At 34.3% G+C, this 26,361-nt stretch carries 22 protein-coding genes; 17 read left to right on the forward strand and 5 right to left on the reverse strand.

From position 1 onward, the window contains the following. Positions 1 to 154 precede the first annotated feature (154 nt). The 6 genes from proB to argH all read left to right on the forward strand — a co-directional run bounded on the left by proB (position 155) and on the right by argH (position 6,187). On the forward strand, positions 155 to 916 hold the full coding sequence (proB, locus tag GR162_RS13840) for a glutamate 5-kinase (protein WP_160782649.1): 762 nt from the start codon (positions 155 to 157) through the stop codon (positions 914 to 916). Positions 917 to 964: 48 nt separating this feature from the next. Next, positions 965 to 1,612 (forward strand): hypothetical protein, encoded by a 648-nt coding sequence (locus tag GR162_RS13845; protein WP_160782650.1) that lies wholly within the window; start codon positions 965 to 967, stop codon positions 1,610 to 1,612. 22 nt (positions 1,613 to 1,634) lie between these two features. Beyond that, positions 1,635 to 2,588: an N-acetylornithine carbamoyltransferase gene (locus GR162_RS13850; RefSeq protein ID WP_160782651.1), complete on the forward strand. Its 954-nt coding sequence runs from the start codon at positions 1,635 to 1,637 to the stop codon at positions 2,586 to 2,588. A gap of 93 nt (positions 2,589 to 2,681) precedes the next feature. Next, complete coding sequence (gene argB / locus GR162_RS13855; RefSeq protein ID WP_160782652.1) at positions 2,682 to 3,458, forward strand: acetylglutamate kinase; 777 nt, start codon at positions 2,682 to 2,684, stop codon at positions 3,456 to 3,458. 285 nt (positions 3,459 to 3,743) lie between these two features. After that, positions 3,744 to 4,814 (forward strand): M20 family metallo-hydrolase, encoded by a 1,071-nt coding sequence (locus GR162_RS13860; RefSeq protein WP_160782653.1) that lies wholly within the window; start codon positions 3,744 to 3,746, stop codon positions 4,812 to 4,814. Between the two features lie 92 nt (positions 4,815 to 4,906). Next, complete coding sequence (gene argH, locus GR162_RS13865; protein WP_160782654.1) at positions 4,907 to 6,187, forward strand: argininosuccinate lyase; 1,281 nt, start codon at positions 4,907 to 4,909, stop codon at positions 6,185 to 6,187. 81 nt (positions 6,188 to 6,268) lie between these two features. On the opposite strand, the gene GR162_RS13870 is transcribed toward argH, so the two are convergent. Beyond that, a complete protein-coding gene (locus GR162_RS13870) occupies positions 6,269 to 7,588 on the reverse strand; it encodes a T9SS type A sorting domain-containing protein (RefSeq protein WP_160782655.1) in 1,320 nt (439 codons plus the stop codon). A gap of 261 nt (positions 7,589 to 7,849) precedes the next feature. On the opposite strand from GR162_RS13870, the gene GR162_RS13875 reads away from it, so the two are divergent. Next, positions 7,850 to 8,851, forward strand: coding sequence for a DUF2157 domain-containing protein (locus GR162_RS13875; RefSeq protein WP_160782656.1), 1,002 nt, complete (start codon positions 7,850 to 7,852; stop codon positions 8,849 to 8,851). After that, entirely contained in the window at positions 8,848 to 10,014 is a 1,167-nt protein-coding gene (locus GR162_RS13880) for a hypothetical protein (protein WP_066034989.1), read from the forward strand. Before GR162_RS13875 ends, GR162_RS13880 begins: the two co-directional genes overlap by 4 nt. 189 nt (positions 10,015 to 10,203) lie before the next feature. Here GR162_RS13880 and ytxJ read toward each other — a convergent pair whose 3' ends face one another. Next, positions 10,204 to 10,593, reverse strand: a complete 390-nt coding sequence (ytxJ, locus tag GR162_RS13885; RefSeq protein ID WP_160782657.1) for a bacillithiol system redox-active protein YtxJ — start codon at positions 10,591 to 10,593, stop codon at positions 10,204 to 10,206. Positions 10,594 to 10,799: 206 nt separating this feature from the next. Between ytxJ and clpB the strand changes: the two genes are divergently transcribed. The 4 genes from clpB (at position 10,800) to GR162_RS13905 (ending at position 16,494) form a co-directional block, all read left to right on the forward strand. Then, entirely contained in the window at positions 10,800 to 13,397 is a 2,598-nt protein-coding gene (gene clpB, locus GR162_RS13890; protein WP_160782658.1) for an ATP-dependent chaperone ClpB, read from the forward strand. Between the two features lie 394 nt (positions 13,398 to 13,791). Further along, positions 13,792 to 14,676 carry a DUF808 domain-containing protein gene (locus tag GR162_RS13895; RefSeq protein WP_160782659.1) on the forward strand — a complete coding sequence of 295 codons (885 nt, stop codon included), beginning with the start codon at positions 13,792 to 13,794 and terminating at the stop codon, positions 14,674 to 14,676. Positions 14,677 to 15,013: 337 nt separating this feature from the next. Beyond that, positions 15,014 to 15,427: a hypothetical protein gene (locus tag GR162_RS13900; RefSeq protein ID WP_160782660.1), complete on the forward strand. Its 414-nt coding sequence runs from the start codon at positions 15,014 to 15,016 to the stop codon at positions 15,425 to 15,427. Between the two features lie 176 nt (positions 15,428 to 15,603). Beyond that, positions 15,604 to 16,494, forward strand: a complete 891-nt coding sequence (locus tag GR162_RS13905) for a carbon-nitrogen hydrolase (RefSeq protein ID WP_008463142.1) — start codon at positions 15,604 to 15,606, stop codon at positions 16,492 to 16,494. Between the two features lie 315 nt (positions 16,495 to 16,809). On the opposite strand, the gene GR162_RS13910 is transcribed toward GR162_RS13905, so the two are convergent. Both GR162_RS13910 and GR162_RS13915 read right to left on the reverse strand, forming a co-directional pair. Then, a complete protein-coding gene (locus GR162_RS13910; protein ID WP_008463144.1) occupies positions 16,810 to 18,069 on the reverse strand; it encodes an OmpA family protein in 1,260 nt (419 codons plus the stop codon). 203 nt (positions 18,070 to 18,272) lie between these two features. Next, positions 18,273 to 19,793, reverse strand: coding sequence for a choice-of-anchor I family protein (locus GR162_RS13915; protein ID WP_160782661.1), 1,521 nt, complete (start codon positions 19,791 to 19,793; stop codon positions 18,273 to 18,275). 184 nt (positions 19,794 to 19,977) lie between these two features. On the opposite strand from GR162_RS13915, the gene GR162_RS13920 reads away from it, so the two are divergent. After that, positions 19,978 to 21,018 carry an agmatine/peptidylarginine deiminase gene (locus GR162_RS13920; protein WP_160782662.1) on the forward strand — a complete coding sequence of 347 codons (1,041 nt, stop codon included), beginning with the start codon at positions 19,978 to 19,980 and terminating at the stop codon, positions 21,016 to 21,018. Between the two features lie 168 nt (positions 21,019 to 21,186). Here the strand turns inward: GR162_RS13920 and fahA are convergent, their stop codons facing one another. Then, positions 21,187 to 22,470, reverse strand: coding sequence for a fumarylacetoacetase (gene fahA / locus GR162_RS13925; RefSeq protein WP_008463150.1), 1,284 nt, complete (start codon positions 22,468 to 22,470; stop codon positions 21,187 to 21,189). A gap of 109 nt (positions 22,471 to 22,579) precedes the next feature. Here fahA and glyA point away from each other — a divergent pair, with 109 nt between their 5' ends. The 4 genes from glyA to GR162_RS13945 all read left to right on the forward strand — a co-directional run bounded on the left by glyA (position 22,580) and on the right by GR162_RS13945 (position 26,348). Next, positions 22,580 to 23,854 carry a serine hydroxymethyltransferase gene (glyA, locus tag GR162_RS13930; RefSeq protein ID WP_160782663.1) on the forward strand — a complete coding sequence of 425 codons (1,275 nt, stop codon included), beginning with the start codon at positions 22,580 to 22,582 and terminating at the stop codon, positions 23,852 to 23,854. Between the two features lie 135 nt (positions 23,855 to 23,989). Then, complete coding sequence (locus GR162_RS13935) at positions 23,990 to 24,583, forward strand: tRNA-(ms[2]io[6]A)-hydroxylase (protein ID WP_008463152.1); 594 nt, start codon at positions 23,990 to 23,992, stop codon at positions 24,581 to 24,583. A 219-nt stretch (positions 24,584 to 24,802) separates the two neighbouring features. Then, a complete protein-coding gene (locus GR162_RS13940; RefSeq protein ID WP_160782664.1) occupies positions 24,803 to 25,843 on the forward strand; it encodes a GMP reductase in 1,041 nt (346 codons plus the stop codon). A 1-nt stretch (position 25,844) separates the two neighbouring features. After that, complete coding sequence (locus GR162_RS13945; RefSeq protein ID WP_160782665.1) at positions 25,845 to 26,348, forward strand: GNAT family N-acetyltransferase; 504 nt, start codon at positions 25,845 to 25,847, stop codon at positions 26,346 to 26,348. The last annotated feature ends 13 nt before the right edge of the window (positions 26,349 to 26,361 follow it).

Consider the following 26,361-nt stretch of genomic DNA (forward strand, 5'->3'; position numbering starts at 1 on the left):
ATTATTAGAATTTGGAATTTATTTTTTGGAATTTATTATAGATAAAGCTTTGCGAACGTAGCGTTTGTAAGCACAAAGAATATAAAGCCTTGCGCACTTTGCGGTTTTAAAAAAAACTTAGTGCCTTAGCGCCTTCGCGGCAAAAACAAAAGACATGGCAAAAAAACGGATTTTATTAAAAATAGGAAGTAATACTTTAACCAAAGAAACCAATCATATTTCGCGGGGAAAGATTGAAGATCTTGGAGTACAGATTGCAGCTTTAAATGACGAATATGAATTTATCATAGTGAGTTCGGGAGCAATTGCGGCGGCAAAACAATTTGTAAAGCTGGATAATCAAGATAAAGATGTTTTTGTAAAACAGGCTTTAGCTTCAATCGGACAACCACATTTAATGCGGATTTACAATGAGAATTTCAAGGATTTAGGGTTAAATACATCGCAGTGCTTGCTTTCTTATTCTGATTTTGAAAAAGAACAGACCAAAAAAAACATTGTAAATACCATTAATGTATTAGTTAAAAACAATTACATTCCGATTATCAATGAAAATGATACCGTTGCTACAGATGAGATTAGGTTTGGAGATAATGACAAATTAGCGGCTTTAACAGCGGTATTGCTAAATGTTGATATTCTTATAATTGCGACCAATACAAACGGAATTTACACTAAGAATTCAATTCATGATGAAAATCCGGAAACGATTAAATTAGTAAATGATTTAAAAACGCTCGAGAAGGAAATCGGTGAATCAAAATCATCACACGGAACAGGAGGAATGCAATCAAAAATAGAAGCAGCGGCAATTTCAAAAGCAGCAAACATCGAAACCTGGATTGTCAATGGACTGAATGATAATTTTATTTTGAAGGCGTTAAAAGATGAAATTCCTTTTACTAAGATATTATAATTAAAGATGAGAGTAATTACCTTAATTTTAGTAATCTTTTCATTAAAATTGAATGCTCAGATTGACGGGAAATTTCGACATGAAATATGTAAAGTAGGACCAAATTGTTTTGCTTATCAATTTTATAAAAATGGCGTTTTTGAATTTCATTATAGCCAAGATATTTTAGGAATAGGAATTATAAAAGGTAAATATTTAAAGGTTAAGGATACACTGAAATTAACTCCTGATAAGGTTTATTTTTCTAGGCCTACAAAAGTATTAGAAACTGATGACAGAAATTTAAATTCAACCAGAATATCAATTGTTTATCAGGAGGTTTCTAAAATTGGAGAAACTGGGGAAGATTCAAAAATACAATGGAAAGTTTCGATTAATGACGGAGAATATATTGAAACAGATCAATCTGGTGTTTTGATTTTACCTAAAACAGAAATTAAGAAAATAAAAATTAAGGATTTTTTTTATTTAAACGATGATAAGAGTGGCTTAATTGAAAATACTTTTTATCCAAAATTAAATACAAACAATATTGAGATTTTTGTGTCAGAAAGTGGTGCTGAAGATAAAAATCCAATGGTAAGCTGGATGACAAAATTATTGTTTATAAAAGGCAGAAAGTTGTATCCAATTACTTTTGAAGCTGAACAAGCTTATCTGGGAAAAGAGAAAACATATTACAAGAAGATTGATTGAAACAAAAAACAAAAGAAAACAAATGAACTATATTTCAATAAAAGACATCAACTCATTATCAAAATGGGTAAAACAAGCGATTAAGATCAAAAAGAATCCGCTTAAAAATCAAAGTTTAGGAAAGAATAAAACTCTTGGAATGTTATTCTTCAATCCAAGTTTAAGAACGCGTTTGAGTACTCAAAAAGCGGCAATGAACTTAGGAATGAATGTTATGGTAATGAATTTTACCAACGAAGGATGGACATTAGAGTTCGAAGACGGAGCTGTGATGAATTCTGGAGCATCAGAACACATTAAAGAAGCGGCAGAAGTGGTTTCGCAATATTGTGATATTATAGCAATTCGTGCTTTTGCAGGTTTAGTTGATAAGGAAAAAGATTATCAGGAAACAGTAATTTCAGGATTTTTGAAATATGCTACCGTGCCGATTGTAAATATGGAAAGCGCTATTCGTCACCCTTTGCAATCGTTAGCAGATGCCATTACAATGGAAGAATTCAAACCTAGACACAAAGACAAACCCAAAGTAGTGCTTTCTTGGGCGCCACATCCAAAAGCATTGCCGCAGGCTGTAGCCAATTCATTCGTAGAAATGATGCAGATGCAAAAAGACATGGATTTTGTAATCACCCATCCAGAAGGTTACGAGTTAAGTCCGGAAATCACAAAAGACTGCAAAATCGAATACGATCAAAACAAAGCTTTCGAAAATGCTGATTTCGTTTACGTAAAAAACTGGAGTAATTTCAACGATTACGGAAAAGTCACCAATAGCGATCCAAATTGGACGGTTACAGCTGAAAAAATGGCTTTAACCAACAACGGAAAATTCATGCACTGTCTTCCGGTTCGTCGTAATGTAATCGTAACGGATGAAGTTTTAGATGGAGAAAATTCAATCGTAATCGAGCAAGCAAATAATAGAACGTATTCAGCGCAATTAGTTTTACAAAAGATTCTTAAAAAAATATAGTTTTTGAGGTGCTAAGGTTCTAAGTTTCTGAGATGCTAAGAAACTTCCTAACAAAAACCTTAGTCCCTTAGAACCTTACCAAATTAGAACCTCATGAAGAAAGTTACCGTAATAAAAATAGGTGGAAACATCATCGATAATCCAGCAGAATTAGAACAATTTTTAACTGATTTTTCCAAAATCGAAGGCTATAAAGTTTTAGTTCACGGCGGTGGAAAATCGGCTACGAAAATGGCGCAGAGCATTGGTTTGGTTCCGCAGATGGTTGACGGACGACGAATTACAGATGCTCCAATGCTTGATGTTGTTGTAATGATTTATGCAGGACAAATAAACAAACATATTGTAGCACAATTGCAGGCAAGAGAAAATAACGCAATTGGTTTTTCGGGAGCTGACGGAAATTTAATTCAATCTACAAAAAGAAACCATCCAACAATAGATTACGGATTTGTAGGCGATGTAAAGCAAGTGAATACCAAATTATTGGCAACTTTATTGGACGCTGGAGTTGTTCCTGTTTTCTGTGCCATTACGCACGATAAAAATGGACAATTGTTAAACACAAATGCCGATACCATTGCAAGTGAATTGTCAATTGCTTTATCAGAAGTTTTTGATGTTACGCTAACTTATTGCTTTGAAAAACAAGGCGTTTTAATGGATTCAGAAGACGATTCATCTGTAATAACCCAAATCAATGAGACATTATATAACAAACTAAAAGAAGAAAAAGTAATTCATTCAGGAATGATTCCAAAATTGGATAACTGTTTCAATAGTTTGTCAAGAGGCGTGCAGAAAATCAAAATTGGACATCACAGAATGCTTCAAAATTCAGATATTCCGCATACAACGATTACGTTATAAAGTATGTTGGCACGAATTTGCTTCGCCTGTTCGCTGTCGCTCGGGTCACAAATTGACACTAATTCTTCTGTTAAAAATAGAAAATAATTTTAGTCACAGATTAAAAAGATTATTTTGATTTTAAATCTGTAACAAAAAAGTAATTTGCGAAAATTCGTTTAATTGGTGGCAAAAAAATAGAGCGCACAAGGTATTTTAAATAAATTTGCGCAAGTAAAAATGGTCATTGGAAAGCACTTAAAAACTTTGTTGCTTTGTCCCTTTGAGCCTTTGAACCTTAATAAAATGAAAAATATAGATACGCTTACCCAAGAAGCAATTAGTTTGTTAAAAAGTCTTATTGAAACCCCTTCATTTTCAAGTGAAGAAGATCAGACGGCTCTTTTAATAGAAAATTGGTTCAATCAGAATGAAATTCCATTCAAGAGAGAAAACAACAATGTGTGGGCTTTCAACAAATATTTCGACGAAAATAAACCAACAGTTTTATTAAACTCACATCACGATACTGTACGACCAAATCAGGCATACACCAATGATCCGTTTAAAGCAATTGAAAAAGACGGAAAACTATTCGGTTTAGGAAGTAACGATGCAGGAGGCTGTTTAGTTTCGTTACTGGCAACTTTTGTATATTTCTACGAAAATCAAAATCTTTCTCACAATATTGTAATTGTGGCTTCTGCAGAAGAAGAAAGCAGTGGAAAAAATGGCTTAAACAGTGTTTTAAAACATTTGCCAGAATTAGATTGTGCAATTGTAGGTGAGCCGACTTTAATGCAATTGGCAGTTGCTGAAAAAGGACTTTTGGTTTTAGACGTAAAAGTAAAGGGAACAGCAAGCCACGCCGCTCATCAAAACGATGATAACGCTTTATACAAATCAATTCCGGTAATGGAATGGTTTAAAAACTATAAATTCGACAAAATCTCAGATGTTTTAGGTCCTGTAAAAATGACTGTAACTCAGATTAATGCTGGAAAACAGCATAATGTTGTGCCATCAGAATGTGATTTGGTTGTTGATATTCGCGTAACCGATCGTTATACCAATGCTGAAATTCTTGAAGTAGTCAAAGCAAATGTAAACGCAGAAGTTACGCCCAGATCTATGCATTTAAATGCTTCGTCTATTCCCATCGATCACGGTTTAGTGCTAGCAGGAATTGCTTTAGGAAGAACAACGTATGGTTCTCCAACACTTTCAGACCAATCGGTTCTAAGTTGTCAGTCTTTGAAATTAGGGCCGGGAGAAACATTACGTTCACATTCAGCAGACGAATTTATTTTTGTAAACGAAATTGTAGAAGGAGTTGATTTGTATATTAAAATACTAACCGATTTCTTTAAATTATAAGAAAAGAAAAACCGCCACGAATTCACGAATTTATATCTTCAAAGATTATCAAAAAATAATTCGTGAATTCGTGGCGAAAAAAAATAAAACCTATGAAACTTTGGGAAAAAGGAATACCAACAGATAAACAAATCGAGCAATTCACCGTTGGAAACGACCGTGAACTAGATTTGGTTTTGGCGAAATACGATGCTTTAGGTTCAATTGCTCATGCCAAAATGTTAGGGCAAATTGGTTTATTAACTCAAGAAGAAACAACGTCTTTAGTTGATGCTTTAAACGAAATCATTGCGGATATTGTAGTAGGTAATTTCGAAATAGAAGACAGTTTTGAAGACGTCCATTCTAAAATCGAATATCTGTTAACAGTAAAACTAGGTGATGCAGGAAAGAAAATCCATACCGCGCGTTCTCGTAACGATCAAGTTTTGGTTGATGTGCATTTGTATTTAAAAGACGAGTTAAAAGCGATAAAAGAGCAAGTAAAGACCTTGTTTGATTTGTTGATGGAATCGGCAGAAAAACATCAAAATGTATTATTGCCAGGTTATACGCATTTACAAATCGCAATGCCTTCGTCTTTCGGAATGTGGTTTTCAGCTTACGCTGAAAGCTTGATCGATGATATTACAATGCTGAACGCAGCTTCAAAAATTGTAGATCAGAATCCGTTAGGTTCTGCTGCGGGTTACGGAAGCTCATTTCCAATCAACAGAACATTTACAACACAGGAATTAGGTTTTGAAACTTTAAAATATAATGCTGTCGCAGCGCAAATGAGCCGTGGAAAAGCTGAGAAAACAGTTGCTTTTGCTATGACGAGCGTTGCTGGAACGTTATCAAAATTTGCAATGGACGTTTGTTTGTATATGAGCCAAAACTTTGATTTTATTGGTCTTCCAGCGCATCTTACAACAGGTTCTAGTATTATGCCTCACAAGAAAAATCCGGATGTTTTCGAATTAATCAGAGGAAAATGCAACAAGATTCAGGCGCTTCCTTATGAAATCACTTTAATCACAAATAATCTTCCAAGCGGGTACCACAGAGATTTACAGCTTTTGAAAGAAGGTTTATTTCCAGCAATTCAGAACTTGAAAGCTTGTTTGGATATTGCAATCTTTTCTATAAAAGATATCACGGTAAAAGATCATATTTTAGAAGATAAAAAATACGATTATTTGTTTACTGTAGATACTTTAAATGAAATGGTAGTTGCAGGAATGCCGTTTAGAGATGCTTACAAAGCTGTTGCAGAACAATTAGAAGCTGGAACGTACCAATCTCCAAAAGCAACAAAACACACGCACGAAGGTAGTATCAATAATTTATGCTTAGATGCGATTAAAGATAAAATGAAAGCAGCTTTTTAGTTTTGTTAAATGTGAAAAGTAAGCTATAAAATGTAGAAAGGTCATTGATTTGTTTCAATGACCTTTTGCTTTATAAAAGAATTAGTTTTTTACTAATTTAAATGTTTTGCTTCGATTGTCTATTTGTACTTTACAGACATAAATGCCTTTTGCAAGATTTCCGACGTTTAATTCTAATTTTTCGTCAGGAGAAACGTTTTTGGAATGCGAATATACTTTTGAACCATTTGAAGAAAACAAATTTACTTCAGCTAAACCATTATCGGAACTTGAAAAATCAATATTCAAAAGACGGTTTATAACTGATGGATAATACTTCAAATCCAGATTATTTGCATTGTTGTCATTAAGGCCTAAATTATTGCAGCTTGTAGAAAGAACGCCTTGAGGAGTAACCTGAAGTGTTGCTCCGGCTCCGCATGAAGCATTTGAAATATAGCCCGCAACATTCGCGATTGGCAGAACGCTATAAGGGTAAGAAGGTTTTGTAACTGCAGTTCCTGAATTTGCAGGAGCATTTAAGCAATCTGTAAAAGCAATTCCGATTGTTCCGCCATCAGTGCTTATATAATTTTTAAAAGCTGTTCCTATTTTAGCAAAATCAGTTCCTTCAACATAGCAAGTTGTATTGTTGCTTCCGCCACCTAAGCCAATGGCAAGCGAACCAGAAACAGAAGTGTTATAATAGCAGTTTAAGATATGAAGCTCAGCATTTCTTGCCCTTGGCATTCTTTCTTTACAGCCTTCAGCCCAATAGCAATTTTTAAAAGTAATACTGTAATGGGCATCAGATGGTGCGTCAGTTTTAGAAGAACCAATCAAATCAGAAAAGCGATGATCATCGGCTCCGCCAGAACCTCCAGCTTTTGGAGCTTTTAAATAGGTAAATTTACACCAAGAAACGGTTACGTTATCTGCTGCGCCTTTATTGTCAAAATTCCCGTCCATTCCGTCTTGAAATTCGCAATGATCAACCCAGAGATTAGTAGCTTCTGAAGTAAGATTATCGCGTCCGTCTACATCGTATGCACCAGGGCCTTCAAAAATTAAATTTCGAATAATAATGTTGTTTGAACCAGGTTTTAAACTTAAAATCCCTGAGCCAGCAACCGTTTGATCCAGATTTACTAATCGTGCGCCCGGAAGTCCAATTATGGTCTTATCATTCACTAGTAAACTTGTATAAGTGCAATTTATAGTTCCCGAAACTAGAATAACTTGCGGAGTACTTAGTTTTAGTTTTGCAGTCAAATCAGCTGGAGTAGTAACTGTAACAGGAGTTGCACTTCCGCCGCCAGTTGCAGAAGCTCCAAAACCTTCTGGGGTGCTCATGAAATAATTTTGAGCAAACAGAAAGGAACAAGGCAGAAACAATGCTAATAAAATAAGTTTTGCTTTCATTTTTAAGTATTGGTTTTTTGTGGTTTAATAGTTAAATGTAATCGATTGCACAAATGTAAAAGAATTAAAATAATTTCAAATTAATTTATTAATTTTTTGTGTTTTAAAGGTTTGATTTTTAAAATTATAAATGTTGTTTTTACGTTTATAATATTCAAATAAACTGTAGATATGTTTATAAAAAACAGTAAAGGTTATTATGTAAAAGCAGAAAATTCATGCTAAATACATATATTTGATGTGACAGTTTAAAACGTACCAATGGAAAAATTTAAAGATCAGTCTGCTCTCCATCTTTTTGAGAAAGGCTTAATTACTGAAAATCAGTTTGAAGAAGTTAAAACCTATAGAAGCCTAAAAATCTTTTCATTAAACGCGGAATTAAAATTGTTCCTTTATTTATCAGTATTGCTGTTTACTTCAGGAATTGGAATTTTGATTTATGAAAATATTGATACCATCGGGCATATTGCCATTCTATCATTGCTTTTAATTGTGATTGCAGTTTGCTTTTTTTATTGTTTCAAACATTCCAAAGGTTTTCAGAAATCAGAAACAACATTTGAACATCCTGTTTTAGAATATCTGGTTTTGGCGGGAAATATTCTAACCTGTATTTTCATTGGGTATCTCCAATTTCAATATAAACCCTTTGGAGAGCATTACGGTTTGGCTACTTTAGTACCAACCATTGTTAGTTTCTTTTGCGCATATTATTTTGATAATCGAAGTGTTTTAACTATTGCAATTACTGGTTTGGCGGCTTATGTGGGACTTTCAGTTACACCACAAGATATATTTAATGACAGTAATAATTTGTATGCAAGCCAAAGTTTAAGCTATTCAGCAGTAATGTTAGGAGTTTTATTGGTTTTATGGACAATCTATAGCCAGCGAATTTCACTCAAAGCTCATTTTGGTTTGGTTTTTCTCACTTTTGCGCTACACATTGTAAGCATCGCGGCAATTAGTAATTTAACTGGTTATGATACTTTAACTTGGATACTATTTGCTCTAATTTTAGCTGGTTCAACGTATTATTTTTATAAAGCCAGTTATCAGTATAAAGCCATGTCTCTATATGTATTTATGATTGTTTACGCTTATATCGGCGGAAACATTGTTTTGTTCAGAATTTTTGAAAATGTTGATTTCTCTGATATTTGGGAATTACTTATTTTCTTGTTGCCAGCTTACTTTGTTGGTTCGATTATTATGTTTATTAAATTGATTAAAAACTTCCATAAAGAAATCGCAGAATGATAGTATACAACAAACAATTATTGGATAATGAGGTTTTAACGGATGAAGCGGATGCTTTGTACAAAGGAGGTTTTATCAGTAAAGAACAGAAGAAATTTATAGAAAAAGAACTTCCAGTTTTAAAAAGCCAGAAAAATATCCTTGTTAGAATAGGTTTCTTTTTGCTTGGCTGTTTATTATTTGGTTCAATTTGTGGAGCAATTTCTTTGTTTGGGCTAAGCGCTGAGAATACATTTTTTAAAATCTGCTGTTATATTTTTGCTGTAGTTGGATTTGCAGGAGTAGAATTGCTTGCAAATCAGGGGTATCATAATCACGGTTTAGACGATGCTTTTATTTTGAATGCGCTTTTATGCTTAGGAGCAGCAATAGGAATAACAACGGAAGGTTACGAAATGGTAATTGCTTTTTTTGTAGCAGTTGGAGCGCTTTTTATCTTTCTAAGGTATTTGCATGTAATTTCAATGCTTGTGTTCTGCCTTTCTGCAACGGCATTTTTGTTTTTTGGAATGTTTGAATTTGGAGATATCGGAAAAGCTATTTTACCATTTACAGCAATGATTTTTGCAGGAGTTTTTTACTTTTTGACGAAAAAAATGATGAATCGTCTGAACGAAAGGTATTATTACAACGGACTATTATTGGCAAATAGTTTTTGTCTAGTTTTATTTTATCTTTCTTGTAATTACTTGGTTGTTAGAGAACTTTCAGCAGAGCTTTTAGGAACAGAAGTAAAACCTGGAATAGATATTCCGTTTGCATTTTTCTTTTATGCTTTCACTTTTATAGTTCCAGTACTTTATTTGGTTCAGGCTTTAAAAACGAAAGACAGATTAATGCTTTGGATTAGCTTTTTAGCTATAGGATTTTCAATTTATACGATTCGATTTTATCATTCGGTTTTACCGATTGAGGTTGCGCTTACACTTGGCGGTATAGTTTTATTCGGAATTGCTTATTTTTCAATTAGAAATTTAAAAGAAAAAGAAAGCGGTCTGACTTTTAAACCAGATAGAATCAATCATTCAGATAGCTTATTAAATGCAGAAGCTTTAGTTGTAGCTTCAACTTTCGGTATGAAACCAGAAGTAAAGCCGCAAGCTTCTCCAATGGAGTTTGGAGGAGGAGGTTTCAGTGGAGGCGGATCTGATGGAAGTTTTTAAGTTTAATTATGAGTTGTGAATTATGAATTATGAGTTGAGCGCTAATTTGAATTAAAATTGGACTTGGCGTAAAAATCTAAAAACCTGGAATTATACAAATAATATCAGGTTTTTAGATTTTAAAATTTGTTGTATTCTAAGTTAAGTAATTAACTCATAATTCATAATTCACAACTCATAATTTATAACTTAGATCTTACTTTTTAACGCTTCAGCATCAATATTGCTGTGCGAAACATCGTAAACTGCTTTTCCGTTTTTGATTAAAATCAATTGAGGAGATTCGTGATAAACGCCAAATCTGCTGGCGATTTCATTTGAAATATCTCTGTGTGCGATTAAATCTAAAAAATACGCATCAACCACACCTTCAAGATCAAATTCTCTTTCAAATTGCTTTAAAGCCATACGGCTAATGCTGCATCTTGTGCTATGCTTGAAAATTACAACTGGTCTTTCTTGAGAAATGGCTTCAATTTCCATTAATTGAAGCATATCGGTTAATTCTGTCCAGTTTACTTTACTTTTTGCGGCTTCTGAGTTCTCTGAACTTCCGAAGATTGAATTAAAAAAACTCATATTTGGCTTGTTTTATGACTTTTTGACGCGTTAAATCGAGAAAAATTTGATTTAAACTGTCTTTTTGTCTGTTTTTATGCTATGGAATATAATTTGTCTGTTTCAATGCAAAGTTAAATTATTTGAGTTAAAAAAGTACCTCAATAAATCGTAACTTTAATCTTATAAAATGTCAAACAAATAAAATCAATCAAAAACGTAAAAATATGAATATAAATAAGTTTACTATTAAATCGCAAGAAGCCATTCAGCTGTCTCAGCAGTTAGCACAGCGAAATGGCCAACAGCAAATTGAAAATGAACACATTTTCAAAGCTATTTTTGAAGTTGATGAAAACGTGGCACCATTTATCTTGAAAAAACTAAATGTAAATGTGCCTTTGTTTTTACAAATTTTAGACAGTACAATTCAGAGTTTTCCAAAAGTTTCTGGAGGAGATGTAATGCTTTCCAGAGATGCTAATAAAGCTTTGAATGAAGCTGAAATTATCGCACAAAAAATGAACGACGAATACGTTTCGATCGAGCATTTAATTTTAGCCATTTTTGACTCAAAAAGTAAAGTTTCTCAGATTTTAAAAGATCAGGGAGTTACAGGAAAGGGTCTTAAAGCTGCTATTGAAGAATTAAGAAAAGGCGAAAGAGTAACTTCAGCTTCGGCAGAAGAAACCTATAATTCGCTAAATAAATATGCTAAAAATTTAAACGAATTAGCTCGTACAGGAAAACTAGATCCAGTTATTGGACGTGACGAAGAAATTCGTCGTGTATTGCAGATTTTGACTCGTAGAACCAAAAACAACCCTATGCTTATTGGTGAGCCTGGAGTTGGTAAAACTGCGATTGCAGAAGGATTAGCGCACAGAATTGTGGATGGTGACGTTCCTGAAAACTTAAAAGAAAAAATCGTTTTCTCATTAGATATGGGAGCTTTGATTGCCGGAGCGAAATACAAAGGAGAATTCGAAGAACGTTTAAAATCGGTTGTAAAAGAAGTTACAGCTGCAGAAGGTGACATCGTGTTGTTTATCGATGAGATTCATACGCTTGTTGGAGCGGGTGGAGGTGAAGGTGCGATGGACGCGGCAAACATCTTAAAACCAGCTTTAGCACGTGGAGAATTAAGAGCAATTGGAGCTACGACTTTAGATGAATATCAAAAATATTTTGAAAAAGATAAAGCGCTTGAAAGACGTTTCCAAAAAGTATTAATCGATGAACCTGATACTGAAAGCGCGATTTCAATTCTTCGTGGAATCAAAGAAAAATACGAAACGCACCATAAAGTTCAGATTAAAGATGAAGCAATTATTGCGGCAGTTGAGCTTTCGCAAAGATATATTACGAATCGTTTCTTGCCAGATAAAGCGATCGACTTAATGGACGAAGCGGCTTCTAAATTGCGTATGGAAATCAATTCGAAACCAGAAGAATTAGATGTTTTGGATCGTAAAATCATGCAGTTGGAAATCGAAATTGAAGCCATTAAGCGTGAAAAAGAAGAAAGCAAACTGAAAATTTTAGGTATGGAATTGGCCAACCTGAAAGAAGAACGCAACGAAATCTATGCAAAATGGAAACAGGAAAAAGATATCGTTGACGGAATTCAGGCTGTAAAACACGAAATTGAAGACTTTAAATACGAAGCAGAACGTGCAGAACGTGACGGAGATTACGGAAAAGTAGCTGAAATTCGTTACGGAAAAATAAAAGAAGCACAGGAACGCCAAGAAACATTGCAGAAACAATTGCTTGAATTCCAATCTGGAAATTCTTTAATCAAAGAAGAAGTTACCAGAGAAGATATAGCGGAAGTTGTAGCAAAATGGACAGGAATTCCGGTAACCAAGATGCTTCAGACAGAAAGAGAAAAACTATTGCATCTTGAAGATGAATTGCACAAGCGTGTAGTAGGACAGGAAGAAGCGATAGAAGCCGTGAGTGATGCTGTTCGTAGAAGCCGTGCCGGTTTGCAGGATATGAAAAAACCCGTGGGATCATTCTTATTCTTAGGAACAACTGGAGTGGGTAAAACAGAGCTGGCAAAAGCTTTGGCCGAATACCTTTTTGATGATGAAAATGCAATGACTCGTATCGATATGAGTGAGTATCAAGAACGCCACAGTGTGAGCCGTTTGGTTGGTGCGCCTCCAGGATACGTAGGTTACGATGAAGGAGGTCAGCTGACAGAAGCCGTTCGTAGAAAGCCATATTCTGTTGTATTGTTGGATGAGATCGAAAAAGCGCATCCAGATACGTTCAATATTTTATTGCAGGTTCTAGATGAAGGACGTTTGACAGATAACAAAGGACGTCTGGCTGATTTTAGAAATACGATTATCATTATGACCTCAAATATGGGAAGTAATATTATTCAGGAGAAATTTGAAAACCTAAAAGGAAGTGTTGAAGCAGCAACAGAAGTAGCTAAAAACGAAGTTTTAGGATTGTTAAAACAAACTGTTCGTCCTGAGTTTATCAACCGTATTGACGAGATTGTAATGTTTACACCGCTTACGGTAGAAAATATCTCGAGAATTGTGAGTTTACAATTAAAGAGCGTGACCAAAATGCTGGCTATGCAAGGCATTACAATGGATGCTACTCCAGAGGCTATTGGGTATTTGGCAGACAAAGGTTACGATCCACATTTTGGAGCTCGACCAGTGAAACGTGTGGTTCAGCGTGAAGTTTTAAATCAATTGTCAAAAGAAATTTTGGCAGGAAATATTACAACAGACAGCATCATTTTATTAGATGCTTTCGACGGCAAATTGGTTTTTAGAAACCAGACAGTTAAATAATTATTTTTGTTTAGTTAATCTTGAAGAGCATCAGTGTTAAAGCTGGTGCTTTTTTTTGCCGTGAATTCTGAAACTTTTTACACAATTCTTATAACAATAAATATTGAAGAAATATTCAATTTTAAGTTTGTAAAAATCAGCAAATTATTAATTAAAAAATTAAAATCATGAACAATATTTTCAGAGGATTATTAGCAGGATATGGTGCTAAAAAATTAGGAGGCGGATGTTTCGGAACCATTATAGTTTTTATTATTCTTTGGGTTCTTTTAGGACAATGCAACTAAATCCTGTACAGAAAAATACGAATAAAAAGATAAATTTTGATGCAATATTATTGGGCAGATTAAGCCAAAATGTCTAGATTCGCGTCACTAAAAAATAAATTTAAAAAATGGGTTCAGGTTTTTTCGCACTATTAGATGATATCGCAGCAATTATGGATGATGTTGCAGTAATGAGTAAAGTTGCCGCAAAAAAAACAGCAGGGATTTTAGGTGACGATTTAGCTGTAAATGCAGAAAAAGCTTCTGGATTTGCATCTTCACGAGAATTACCGGTTTTGTGGGCTATCAGTAAAGGTTCTTTATTGAATAAAATCATTATTCTTCCAGTTGCATTCCTTTTAAGTGCATTTTTTCCGATTGCCATTATAATAATATTAGTTTTAGGAGGGCTTTTTTTAGCATACGAAGGAGCCGAAAAAATCTACGAGTTTATCGTACCTCATAAACATGAAGAATCTGAGGGAATTACAGATGAAGTTCTTACTGAAGAACAAATTTTATTAATCGAAAAAGACAAAGTAAAATCAGCTATTGTAACTGATTTTATTCTTTCAGTTGAAATTGTGATTATCGCATTAGGAACAGTAATGGAACAGCCTCTCATGCAGAAGATAATAGTAACTTCGATAATTGCACTTGTGGCAACAATTGGGGTTTATGGAATAGTAGCGCTTATCGTTAGAATGGATGAAGCAGGTTTCAAGCTTATAAAATCTAGCAAAAGTGAAAAGAGTCTTTCAAGATTTATCGGAAACCTGTTAGTAAAAGCTCTTCCATTTGTAATCAAAAGTTTAACCGTAATTGGGACGATTGCATTGCTTTTAGTGGCTGGAGGAATATTTGTACACTATATTCCATTTTTTCACCATTTGTCAGAAGAAATTAAAATCCCTTCAATCTTCAAAGAATTTACAGTTGGATTGGTTCTAGGATTTATAGTTTTACTTTTTATAAATCTTTTCAAAAAGATTTTTCAAAAGAAAACAGCTTAATTCAGCTTTAAAAATAATAAAAGGAACACCAGTTAGACGCTGGTGTTTTTTTTGTTTAGGAGCAGGAACAATTCATTTAAAAGAAAGTTCAGTCCCGCTATCCACTATATTTTTTGTTGTGAACCCCACAACAAAAAGATGCCGTTTCTATCGGGGCTATTTTAGAGAGTTTTTGTTTTTATAAGAAATAACCGTATTTTTTTAAATAATTTTTATTGAATAAGTTGTTGATTTTTAAAATATTAATTGATAATCTGAATTTTTTAACATTTCTTCTAAGCAACCTTTGCAACTAAGTCTTGTCTTCATAGTAATTAACAATTAATTATTATTTTATATGAAAAGTTTTAGATTACAAACAGCTTTAGTAGTATTATTTTTATCAATTGGATTTGTTTCATGCAGCAGTGATGATGATAAGGATCAAGTACCAGCTCCAACCACAAAGGCAGCTTTAGTAACAGAAATTAAAGGACCGGCAACAGGAAAAGTTAATGATGAACTAAGCTACGATGTGACTTACACAGTTGATAACGCTTGTGCAGAATTTGATAAAATCTCAGAAGTAACAATTGGATCTGTAAAAGGTTTGCAAGTAATTGCGAAATACCCATCAGAAGTTTGTACCCAGCAAGTGCCAGAACCAAAGAAAACAGTTTATAAATTCAAGTCTACTACAAAAGGAACCTTTGAAATCAAATTCAAGAAATCAGAAACAGAATTCTTAACTCAGAAAGTAGTTATCGAATAATAAGAAGCTTAGCTGATATTTTTTTAGGTTAAAAGCCATTTTACAGAGATTTGAATCAATGTAAAATGGTTTTTTGATTTATATGAAATAATACAGGTCGATTAGTTGTTATATAAAAGTTATCGACTTTGCCATTCCTTTAAAAAGTACTATTTTTGCACTCTAAATTTTATGTCATGGCGAAAAGAAAGTATAAAATATCGGTTATTCAGTTAAACCTGAATGATGTTGCCGAAAATAATCTTAAAAAATGTATCAGCTGGGTAAGAGACGCTGCGAGTCAAGGTGCAGAAGTTATCTTATTGCCTGAATTATATAGCAGTCATTATTTTTGTCAAAGTGAAGATGTAGAGAATTTTGCATTAGCAGAACCACTTTACAGCACTTCATTTATCGCATTCAGCGAATTGGCAAAAGAATTAGGAGTAGTAATTATTGTTCCTTTCTTCGAGAAAAGAATGGCTGGAATCTATCATAATAGTGCTTATATCATCGATACTGATGGAACTGAAGCTGGTTTATATCGTAAGATGCATATTCCAGACGATCCTCATTTCTATGAAAAATTCTATTTCACTCCAGGTGACTTAGGTTTCCAAGCGATTGAAACTAAAAAAGGAACTGTTGGAACTTTAATCTGCTGGGATCAATGGTATCCAGAAGCGGCTCGTATCACAGCGCTTAAAGGAGCAGAAGTTTTATTCTATCCAACAGCAATTGGATGGCATCCAAAAGAAAAAGAGCAATATGGAGAAAATCAATATGGCGCTTGGATGAACGTGATGAAAGGTCACGCTGTAGCAAATGGTGTTTTCGTTGCAGCTGCAAACCGAATCGGTTTAGAAAAGTATATCGACGGGACAGAAGGGATTCAATTCTGGGGAGCTTCATTTATTGCTGGACCGCAAGGAGAAATTTTAGCTCAAGCTTCACATGATAAAGAAGAAATTTTAATTGCTGAGGTTGACTTAGATCTTCAAGAAAATGTACGTCAGAACTGGCCATTCTTCAGAGACAGAAGAATTGATGCTTTTGGAGATATTACAAAAAGAGCAATCGATAAATAATCAATTTATCTAAAATATAAAAAAGGACAAAATGTGAATTTTGTCCTTTTTTTATGCAAGCTTCGAAGAAGTTAAATGTTTATAGCGGCAAATGGAAAAGCTCCGGAGGAGCGATATATATTAAGTTTCAAAAGAGCATGTTATTCCTCTTGAGCTTTATATTATAAACATTTGTTATTTGCTATAAATATTTAACTTCTCCGAAGCTTTATAATCAGTCTTCAAAATTTGGTTTTTTAAACTCTAATTTTTATAAACAAAAAAGAGCCATTCAATTGAATAGCTCCTTTTCTCGTTTTTAGCTTTATATATAGATTACTTCACTTGGAAAGTAACTCGTCTCACGATTTGACGTGCTTCTTTAGAATTTTTGTTAACAGAAGTATCTTCTCCATTAGCAATTACATTCAATCTTGAAGCGTCAATTCCAGCATTTACTGCTACTTTTTTCACAGCTTCAGCTCTTTTTCTAGATAACTCAACATTGTAGTTTGAATTTCCAATTTCGTCAGCATAACCAATAATGTCAGCAGATTTTCCAGGATTATTTTTCAAGTATTTCACTAAGAAATCAACACCAGATAAAGATGCATTTGTTGGTTTAGACGAATTGAAATCGAAATAAACATTTACATAACCTCCGTTGATTAATTCTTCAACTGTATTGTTTGTAGCTGTTCCTGCACCTTTCTTTTCGTAAGTTTTATCTAAGTAGCTTTCTAACTCATCTGGTACACCATTTTGATTAGTATCAATAGATTGTCCTTTAGTGTTAACGGCAACTCCTGCAATAGAATTTGGTTCTAAATCGTATAAATCAGCAACTCCATCTTTGTCTGTGTCCAAAAGGCCAGTTTCGATTAAGTCCACTCTTTTTTCCAATTCGCTAATTCTGTCTTCTTCACCAACCCAATCAGCATGTTTTTGGTTTTTACCTAAGTAGAATGTTAAACCAACAGAAGCGTTTAATAAAACACCATCAAAAGCACCTGTAGAAGTAGTTCCCATTCCGTCAAAGTTCCAGTTTTGTCTTCCGTTAACAATTCCAGTAAGATCTCCTGTCAAAGCAACACGATCACTCAATCTGATTTGTCCCGTTAAACCGGCAATTCCGTGAGCCATGTAATCTTGACCCCCAAATCCAGTTTCAGTACTAATTTGAGAAACCCCGAAACCACCATGAGCTAAAAGACCAATTGTGTTTGTCCAAGTCTCAAAATTTAAAGCACGTCCAACATTGATAACTCCTTGTAAACTTGCTCTAACATAACGGCTTTCAAAATCTGGAGTGTTTTTTTTCTCTTTAAATTGATCGTAACCAACATCTAATTTCACCCCAAATTTTGGACTAAACATATATCTAACACCTAAATCACCGTGGAAAAAATTTAATGATTCTGTAGTATAACCTGGAGTCATTGTTCTAGTTGGTTTATTAACCCCGCCATTTAGTTCGATCGACCATTTGTTGTATTCTTGATCTACACTAGGTTTGGTAGAAGTGGTAGCCATATTTTGAGCGCCCGCAGCAAATGATAGCAATAATAAGGATACTGATACTAATTTCTTTTTCATGATATCAAAAATTAAATTGTTTTTATTTTAAACTCTGAAGCAAAATTAGAGGTCGAATTTTAGATTGTGTTGTATATACCCTTACATAATTCCCATCTTTTGGCATTTAATTGTGTAAATCCGTTAATATTAGTATAATAGAATGCATAAAAAAAGGACAAAATTCACATTTTGTCCCGTTTGCTATCCTAAAAAAAAAGTTATTATTTTAAATCAGGCTGATAAATTTTAACAGATCCATCTCCTTCGCTACTTACCACTAATAAGCTTCTTTTTGTAGGGCTTTTTGAAGCAGGGATGAAAAGAATTCCTTCTGGCGCATCTCCTGTTTTTACAGTTTGCAAATATTGTGGTGAAGTCGGATTTGTAGCATCGTAAACCATAAAAGCGTCAGATCTTTCTAGACCAACAAACAAAATGTTTTGATTTCCCATTTTAGCCGCAACTACAGCTTCTGGCTCAGAACCTTTGTCATCACTTCTTTTATCGTCGTACGTGCCTATTTCGTTGGTCTTTTTGTCAACATCATTTTTGCTGTCAAAAACAATTTTTCCAGTGTTTCCATTCCATATAGAAAACGATCTTCCTCCAAAACTTACCATTTGGTCCAAATCGCCATCTCCATCAGTATCTCCCATATCCGCAACTAAATTTAATCTGCCCAAATTAGCATCTAATTTTAAGGTTGCTGCATCTGGAAAAACTGTTGCATCAAGTGTCATGCTTTTCATACGTTTCACATCAGTATAGGCGGTGTATTCTCTTGCATCTCCTTCATTAGCTGTAACAAAATAAGGGGTATTGTTTACAGTAAAATGACTGATAGCATCTGGCATATAAAGACCCTTTACTTTCCAAGGGTTAAAAGCAATTTTACTGTCACTGTCGCTTACGTCAATTGCGTTTTCAGCAGTATTGTAGTCTTTTAATCCTAAAGGGTAAATCGCAGTAATAGTTTTAGAAGTTAAATCAACTTTTGCAACACCATTATTCTCCTGTAAAGTTACCCAAGCAGTTTTAGAATCGTCAGAAATTGTAATGTATTCAGGCTCAATATCCTGAGCAAAACTCGTTTTAGCAAATTTTGAAACTCTAAATCCATCTTTTGCTAATGCCGCAGCTTGACCAGCTAATGAGCTAAAATCAAGTGTTGTAACATTATAAGCGCTTGTTTCAATAATAGAAACCGTTCCGTTAGGATCTTGTGTATAATCAGTATTTGGCTCACCTTCATTAGCAGTCATGATAAATTTTCCGTCTGGAGAAAAAGTAATCATATCAGGCAATGCTCCAACAGTTACTTGTTTGATTAAGCTGTAATCAGAAGTATTAAAAATAATTACTTTTCCGTTTCCTTGCTTATTTACAGTAGATTCTAAAGCAACAGCTAGCTTTCCGTCAAAAACAGAAACGCTGTTCGCAACACCTTCATAAGCAGTTAAATCAATTTTTCCAATTTTCATTGGTTTTGTAGGGTCTGTAATGTCAATAACGTCAATCTGGTTTACGCCACTGTTGTTTACTGTAAAAAGTCTTTTTGTTTTTTCGCAGTAAGCAGAAATTTCAGCTGCAGCTTCTCCGCCAATTGTGATAGAACCAATTTCTTTAAAAGTTCCAGGATTTTCGTTAACAACAACTTCAGGTTCGGTGTTCGAATTTTCATCATTGTTACAGCTTGCTAATATGAAAAGTGCCGCTAATAATGAGATTGATAAATTTTTCATGTGTTAGTTTTTAGTTTTGGCAAAAGTAATTCTGAGGTCTCTGTTAAATATTAAGGATGTATTATTTAATCTTTAACTTAATTTTTGAAGGATATTTATTGTGAAATGGAGTATGATTTTTACTCATTTGTTTTAAAATCCTAACGAATGCTTATCTTTGCACTTTCTTAATTAGAACCTATTTATGTCAACAAATAATAGAAGATTTCCTGCAGAGTGGGAAAAACAGCAAGGAATTGTATTGTGTTTTCCGCACAATGGCAATGACTGGCCGGGAAAATACGAAGCAGTTCAATGGGCTTTTGTAGAATTTATAAAAAAAGTAGCCACTTTTGAAACTGTTTTTTTGGTGGTTGCCGATGAAAAACTAAAAGAAAAAGTTGCTGATATGCTTGAAAGAGCCCGCGTAAATATCAAAAACGTTTCTTATATTCTTCATAAAACCAACAGAAGCTGGATGCGCGACTCAGGGCCAATTATTGTAAAGAATGGTTCAAAAAGAGAAGCGTTAAACTTTAATTTTAATGGTTGGGCAAAATATAAAAATTATCAATTAGATAAATTTGTTCCAGGTAAAGTGGCTGATTTTATTGATGTTCCACTAACACAGGTCATGTATAAAGGAAAGCCAGTAATTGTTGAAGGCGGAGCAATTGATGTAAATGGAAAAGGGACTTTACTGACTTCTGAAGAATGTTTAATGCATCCAACAATTCAGGTTAGAAATCCAGGTTTTACCAAAGAAGATTACGAAGCCGTTTTTAAAGAATATCTTGGTGTGACTAATGTAATTTGGCTTGGAGATGGAATTGAAGGTGATGATACTCACGGCCACATTGATGATTTATGTCGATTTGTAAATGAAGATACGATTGTAACGATTGTTGAAACAGATAAAAATGATTCAAATTACAAGCCTTTGCAGGATAATTTGAAACGTCTTCAGAATGCAAAATTAGAAAACGGGAAATCTCCAGTTATTGTAGCGCTTCCAATGCCAAAACGTGTTGATTTTGAAGATTTACGTTTGCCAGCAAGTTATGCTAATTTCTTGATTTTGAATAATTGTGTTTTAGTTCCGACCTTCAATGACAGCAATGATCGTGTAGCCTTAAACATATTAGCAGAATGTTTTCCTGATAGAGAAGTAATCGGTATCAGTTGTATTGATTTTATCTGGGGATTCGGAACTTTGCATTGCTTAAGTCAGCAGATTCCTGCTTAATATATAAAGCCATATAAGTAATAAAAGAAAATTAAGTCTGAATTAAATGAGCTTAAATCACTTATATGGTTTAAAATTTCTACGATTTTAAGAGATTAAAAAGCATAAAAAACCTTGGTTATCGCCAAGGTTTTTCTATTTCTATATTTCTTCAGACTGTTCTGCTCTTCATTGTCTTGTAAAAGGAGGCAACAATTGGCTAGAAACTTCTCCAAACCCAATTCTTACTTCGTTATTTTCACAGAAACCGCGAATAATTACAGTGTCATTATCTTCAATAAATTTACGTTCGCTTCCGTCTTTTAACTTCAATGGATTTTTTCCACCCCAAGTTAATTCCAGCATAGAACCAAAACTATCAGGAGTTGGGCCAGAAATAGTTCCAGAACCCATCATATCGCCAGAATTTACACGGCATCCGTTTGAGGTATGGTGTGTCAATTGCTGAGCCATAGACCAGTACATATATTTGAAGTTAGATCTTGAGATCACAGTTTCTTCTTGGTCTTCTGGTTGTAACGAAACTTCTAAATGAATGTCAAAAGCTTTTTTACCTTTTGTCTGTAAGTAAGGAAGCGGTGACGGATCTTGTTTTGGACCTTTTGTTCTAAAAGGCTCTAAAGCATCCATAGTAACAATCCAAGGCGAGATGGATGTGGCAAAGTTTTTAGCTAAAAATGGTCCAAGTGGCACATATTCCCATTTCTGGATATCGCGAGCGCTCCAGTCATTTAATAAAACCATTCCGAAAATATAGTCTTCAGCTTCATAAGTTGAAATATTTTCGCCCATTACATTCACATCTGTTGTGATAAAAGCAGTTTCTAATTCAAAGTCTACTAAGCGTGAAGCACCAAAAACAGGCGTGTCATGGCCAGCAGGCAAGGTTTGTCCCATTGGTCGGTGAACTGGAATTCCAGATGGCACAATTGTAGAACTTCTTCCATGATATCCAACCGGAATATGGAGCCAGTTCGGCAATAATGCATTATCAGGATCACGGAACATTTTACCTACGTTTGTAGCATGTTCTCTGCTTGAATAAAAGTCAGTATAATCACCAATTAAAACAGGAAGCTGCATTTCTACATCTTCAATTTTAAATATAACAATATCTCGGTGTTTTGTTGAATCTCTTAGTTGCGGATTGTTTTCGTCGAAAATATCTGCGATACGATTTCGAACCAGACGCCATGTTTTTTTTCCGTCAGAAATAAAATCATTCAGCGTATCCTGCATAAACATATCATCGGTCAATTCTATTCCTTCAAAATAGTTTAATTGCTGTAAAGCCCCTAAATCTATGGCATAATCGCCAATTCTCGTTCCTACTGTAACGACATTTTCTTTGGTAAGAAATACACCAAAAGGAATATTCTGAATAGGGAAGTCGCTATTTTGAGGCACTTCTAACCATGATTTTCTACTGGTATCGTTGGCGGTTATTGGCATGTTTAATGTTAATTGTTTGTTGAAAAATTACATGTCAAATATATCATAATCTAGCTGTTTGACAAACGTTTTTTTGTATTTTTGCGTGAAATTAACGAAAAACAAAAAAATGCAACGCGACGAACAAATTTTTGATCTTATCCAAGAGGAGAAAGAAAGACAAATTCACGGACTAGAGCTTATTGCTTCTGAGAATTTTGTAAGTGATGAAGTAATGGCAGCAGCAGGGTCTGTTTTAACTAATAAATATGCTGAGGGTTATCCTGGCAAAAGATACTACGGCGGTTGCGAAGTAGTTGACGTTATTGAGCAGATTGCAATTGACAGAGCTAAAGAATTGTTTGGCGCTGAATATGCAAACGTACAGCCTCACTCAGGTTCGCAGGCAAATACAGCTGTATACCACGCTTGTTTAAATCCTGGTGATACTATTTTAGGTTTTGACTTATCTCACGGAGGTCACTTAACTCACGGTTCTCCTGTAAACTTTTCAGGACGTTTATATCGTCCAGTATTCTACGGTGTAGATGCTGAAACTGGTCGTTTAGATTATGATAAAATTCAAGAAATTGCAACTAAAGAACAGCCAAAATTAATCATCGCTGGAGCTTCTGCTTATTCTCGTGATATGGATTTTGCTCGTTTCAGACAAATTGCTGACAGTGTAGGAGCAATCTTATTTGCTGATATTTCTCACCCAGCTGGTCTTATCGCAAAAGGATTATTAAGCGATCCAATTCCTCACTGTCATATTGTTTCTACAACAACTCACAAAACATTAAGAGGACCACGTGGAGGTTTGATTTTAATGGGTAAAGATTTCCCAAATCCACAAGGATTAACAACGCCAAAAGGAGAAATCAGAATGATGTCTTCATTATTGGATTTAGCGGTTTTCCCTGGAAATCAAGGTGGACCTTTAATGCACATTATTGCTGCTAAAGCAGTTGCTTTTGGTGAAGCATTAAAAGATGAATTCTTTACTTATGCAATGCAATTACAAAAAAATGCAAACGCAATGGCTGATGCTTTCGTAAAAAGAGGTTACAACATTATCTCTGGCGGAACAGATAACCACATGATGCTTATTGACTTAAGAAATAAAAATATTTCTGGTAAAGAAGCTGAAAATGCATTAGTGAAAGCTGAAATTACAGTAAACAAAAACATGGTTCCTTTTGACGATAAATCTCCATTTATCACATCTGGAATTCGTGTTGGAACAGCTGCAATCACAACTCGTGGTTTAGTTGAAAAAGATATGGAAACTATTGTTGAACTTATCGATAAAGTTTTATCTAACCATACAGATGAAGCGGTTATCGAAGAAGTTGCTGAACAAGTAAACGAAATGATGAGCGAAAGACCGATTTTTGCTTATTAATTAGTTTAAAGTTTAAGGTTTCAAGTTTAAAGTTTTGTAATGTGATAATAAACGCATTATGAAACTTTAAACTTTTTTCGTTTAGAATAAAAACTTGAAACCTAAAACAAAATAAACCTGAAACAAATTAAAGAAATGGGCGTATTAAGACTACAATTGCCAACCGACCCAAGATGGGTAAATATTGTTGAGAAGAATATAGAAGAAATTCTAACCGACCACGCTTGGTGCGAGCAAAAAGCAGCAACCAATGCCATTACGATTATTACAAACAATCCAGAGCATCAGGATTTGGTTCAGGATTTATTGGCTTTAGTAAAAGAAGAAGTAGATCATTTTGAACAAGTTCATAATATAATTATCAAAAGAGGACTAAAATTAGGTCGTGAGCGTAAAGACGAATATGTAAACGAACTATATCAATATATGAAAAGAAGTGGAGACGGAAGTCGCGTTTCTGGTCTTGTAGAAAGACTTCTTTTCTCTGCTATGATCGAAGCCAGAAGCTGCGAACGTTTTAAAGTGCTTTCAGAAAATATTCAAGATGAAGAATTGGCTGTTTTTTACAGAGAATTAATGGAAAGTGAAGCAGGACATTATACCACTTTTATTACCTACGCGCGTAAATACGGAGTTGGAATTGATGTTGAAAAACGTTGGAGAGAATGGTTAGCTTTTGAAGAATCTATCATTACCAATTACGGGAAAAACGAAACGATTCACGGATAAGTTTTTGTTTCAAGTTTCAAGTTTGTCACGTTGAGCGAAGTCGAAACGTTCTTTGTCATTAGACTTTGCGGATCTCTGCGAGATCTTTTGTCAATCTCTGTGGAATTCTAAAGCAGATTTGTTACCCTAATTGTTCAAAAGTTCAAGTTTTTGTTAATCTAATATCTGAAATCTAAAATCAGAAATTCTTACATTTGAGAGTAACCAAAATCTCGAACTATGAGAATAGAAATGGACCTGAAATTAGGATTTAAAGATGTAATGTTTAGACCTAAAAGATCAACGCTTAAAAGCAGATCTGAAGTTTCCTTAGAACAAAATTTCAAATTTTTGCATAGTACTGCAACTTGGACAGGAATTCCAATTATGGCGGCTAATATGGATACCGTAGGAACTTTTGAAATGGCGAAGGTTTTGGCCAAAGAAAAGCTGTTTACGGCAATTCATAAACATTACACTTTAGAGGAATGGAATAATTTCTTAAAAAATGCAGTTCCTGATATTTACGATTACATTGCAGTAAGTACTGGAACAGGAAAAGAAGATTTTGAAAAGATTGAAAAAATAATCACCGCAAATCCGTTACTGAAATTTATTTGTATAGATGTAGCTAACGGCTATTCTGAACATTTTGTCCAGTTTTTAAAGAAAACCAGAAAACAATATCCTGATAAAATCATTATCGCTGGAAATGTCGTTACAGGTGAAATGACCGAAGAACTATTGTTGGCAGGAGCCGATATTGTAAAAGTCGGAATCGGACCAGGTTCAGTTTGTACGACTCGCGTAAAAACAGGTGTTGGTTATCCGCAACTTTCAGCTATTATTGAATGTGCCGATGCTGCCCATGGACTAGGCGGACACATTATAAGCGACGGCGGTTGTACAACTCCAGGCGATGTTGCCAAAGCTTTTGGAGCAGGAGCCGATTTTGTAATGTTAGGCGGAATGCTGGCAGGTCATACGGAAAGCGGGGGAGAACTAATAGAAGCAAATGGAGAGAAATTCAAGCAATTTTACGGAATGAGTTCGAAAACAGCCATGGATAAACACTCTGGTGGCGTTGCAGAATACAGAGCTAGCGAAGGCAAAACAGTTCAAGTTCCGTTTAAAGGAGATGTTATTCATACTGTTTTGGATATTTTAGGCGGAATAAGAAGCACTTGCACTTACGTAGGAGCTTCAAGATTAAAAGAGTTAACCAAACGAACCACTTTCATCCGCGTAAGCGAACAAGAAAATCAAGTTTTTAAAAAATAATATGATTCAAATTACAGAAGCGTCAATTAAAGATATTGCCAAAATTCAAGAGATTGCACATATAACTTGGCCCATTACGTATGGCGAAATTCTAACTGCAGAACAATTAGAATATATGTTGGATATGATATATTCTGATGAAGCGCTTTCAAAACAAATTCAGAATAAGGAGCAGTTGTTTTATATGATTTCCGATGCTGATTCTATAATTGGTTTTATCGGAATTGAACACAATTATAAAAATGAAGCTATAACCAAAATTCATAAAATCTATCTTTTGCCAGAAACACAAGGAAAAGGTTTTGGTAAAATAGTATTTGAAGAAATCGCAAAAATGGCTTTAGAAAATAATTCCAATCAACTTTTATTAAACGTAAATCGTTTTAATACCGCTTTGAATTTCTATAGAAAAATAGGTTTTGAAATTAAAGAAACCGTGGATATAGAAATTGGAAAAGGGTATTTGATGGAAGATTATGTGATGGGGAAACTGATTTCAAAGTGATTTTTATACAATC

Source organism: Flavobacterium sp. HBTb2-11-1, assembly GCF_009826975.1.
Taxonomy (GTDB): Bacteria; Bacteroidota; Bacteroidia; order Flavobacteriales; family Flavobacteriaceae; genus Flavobacterium.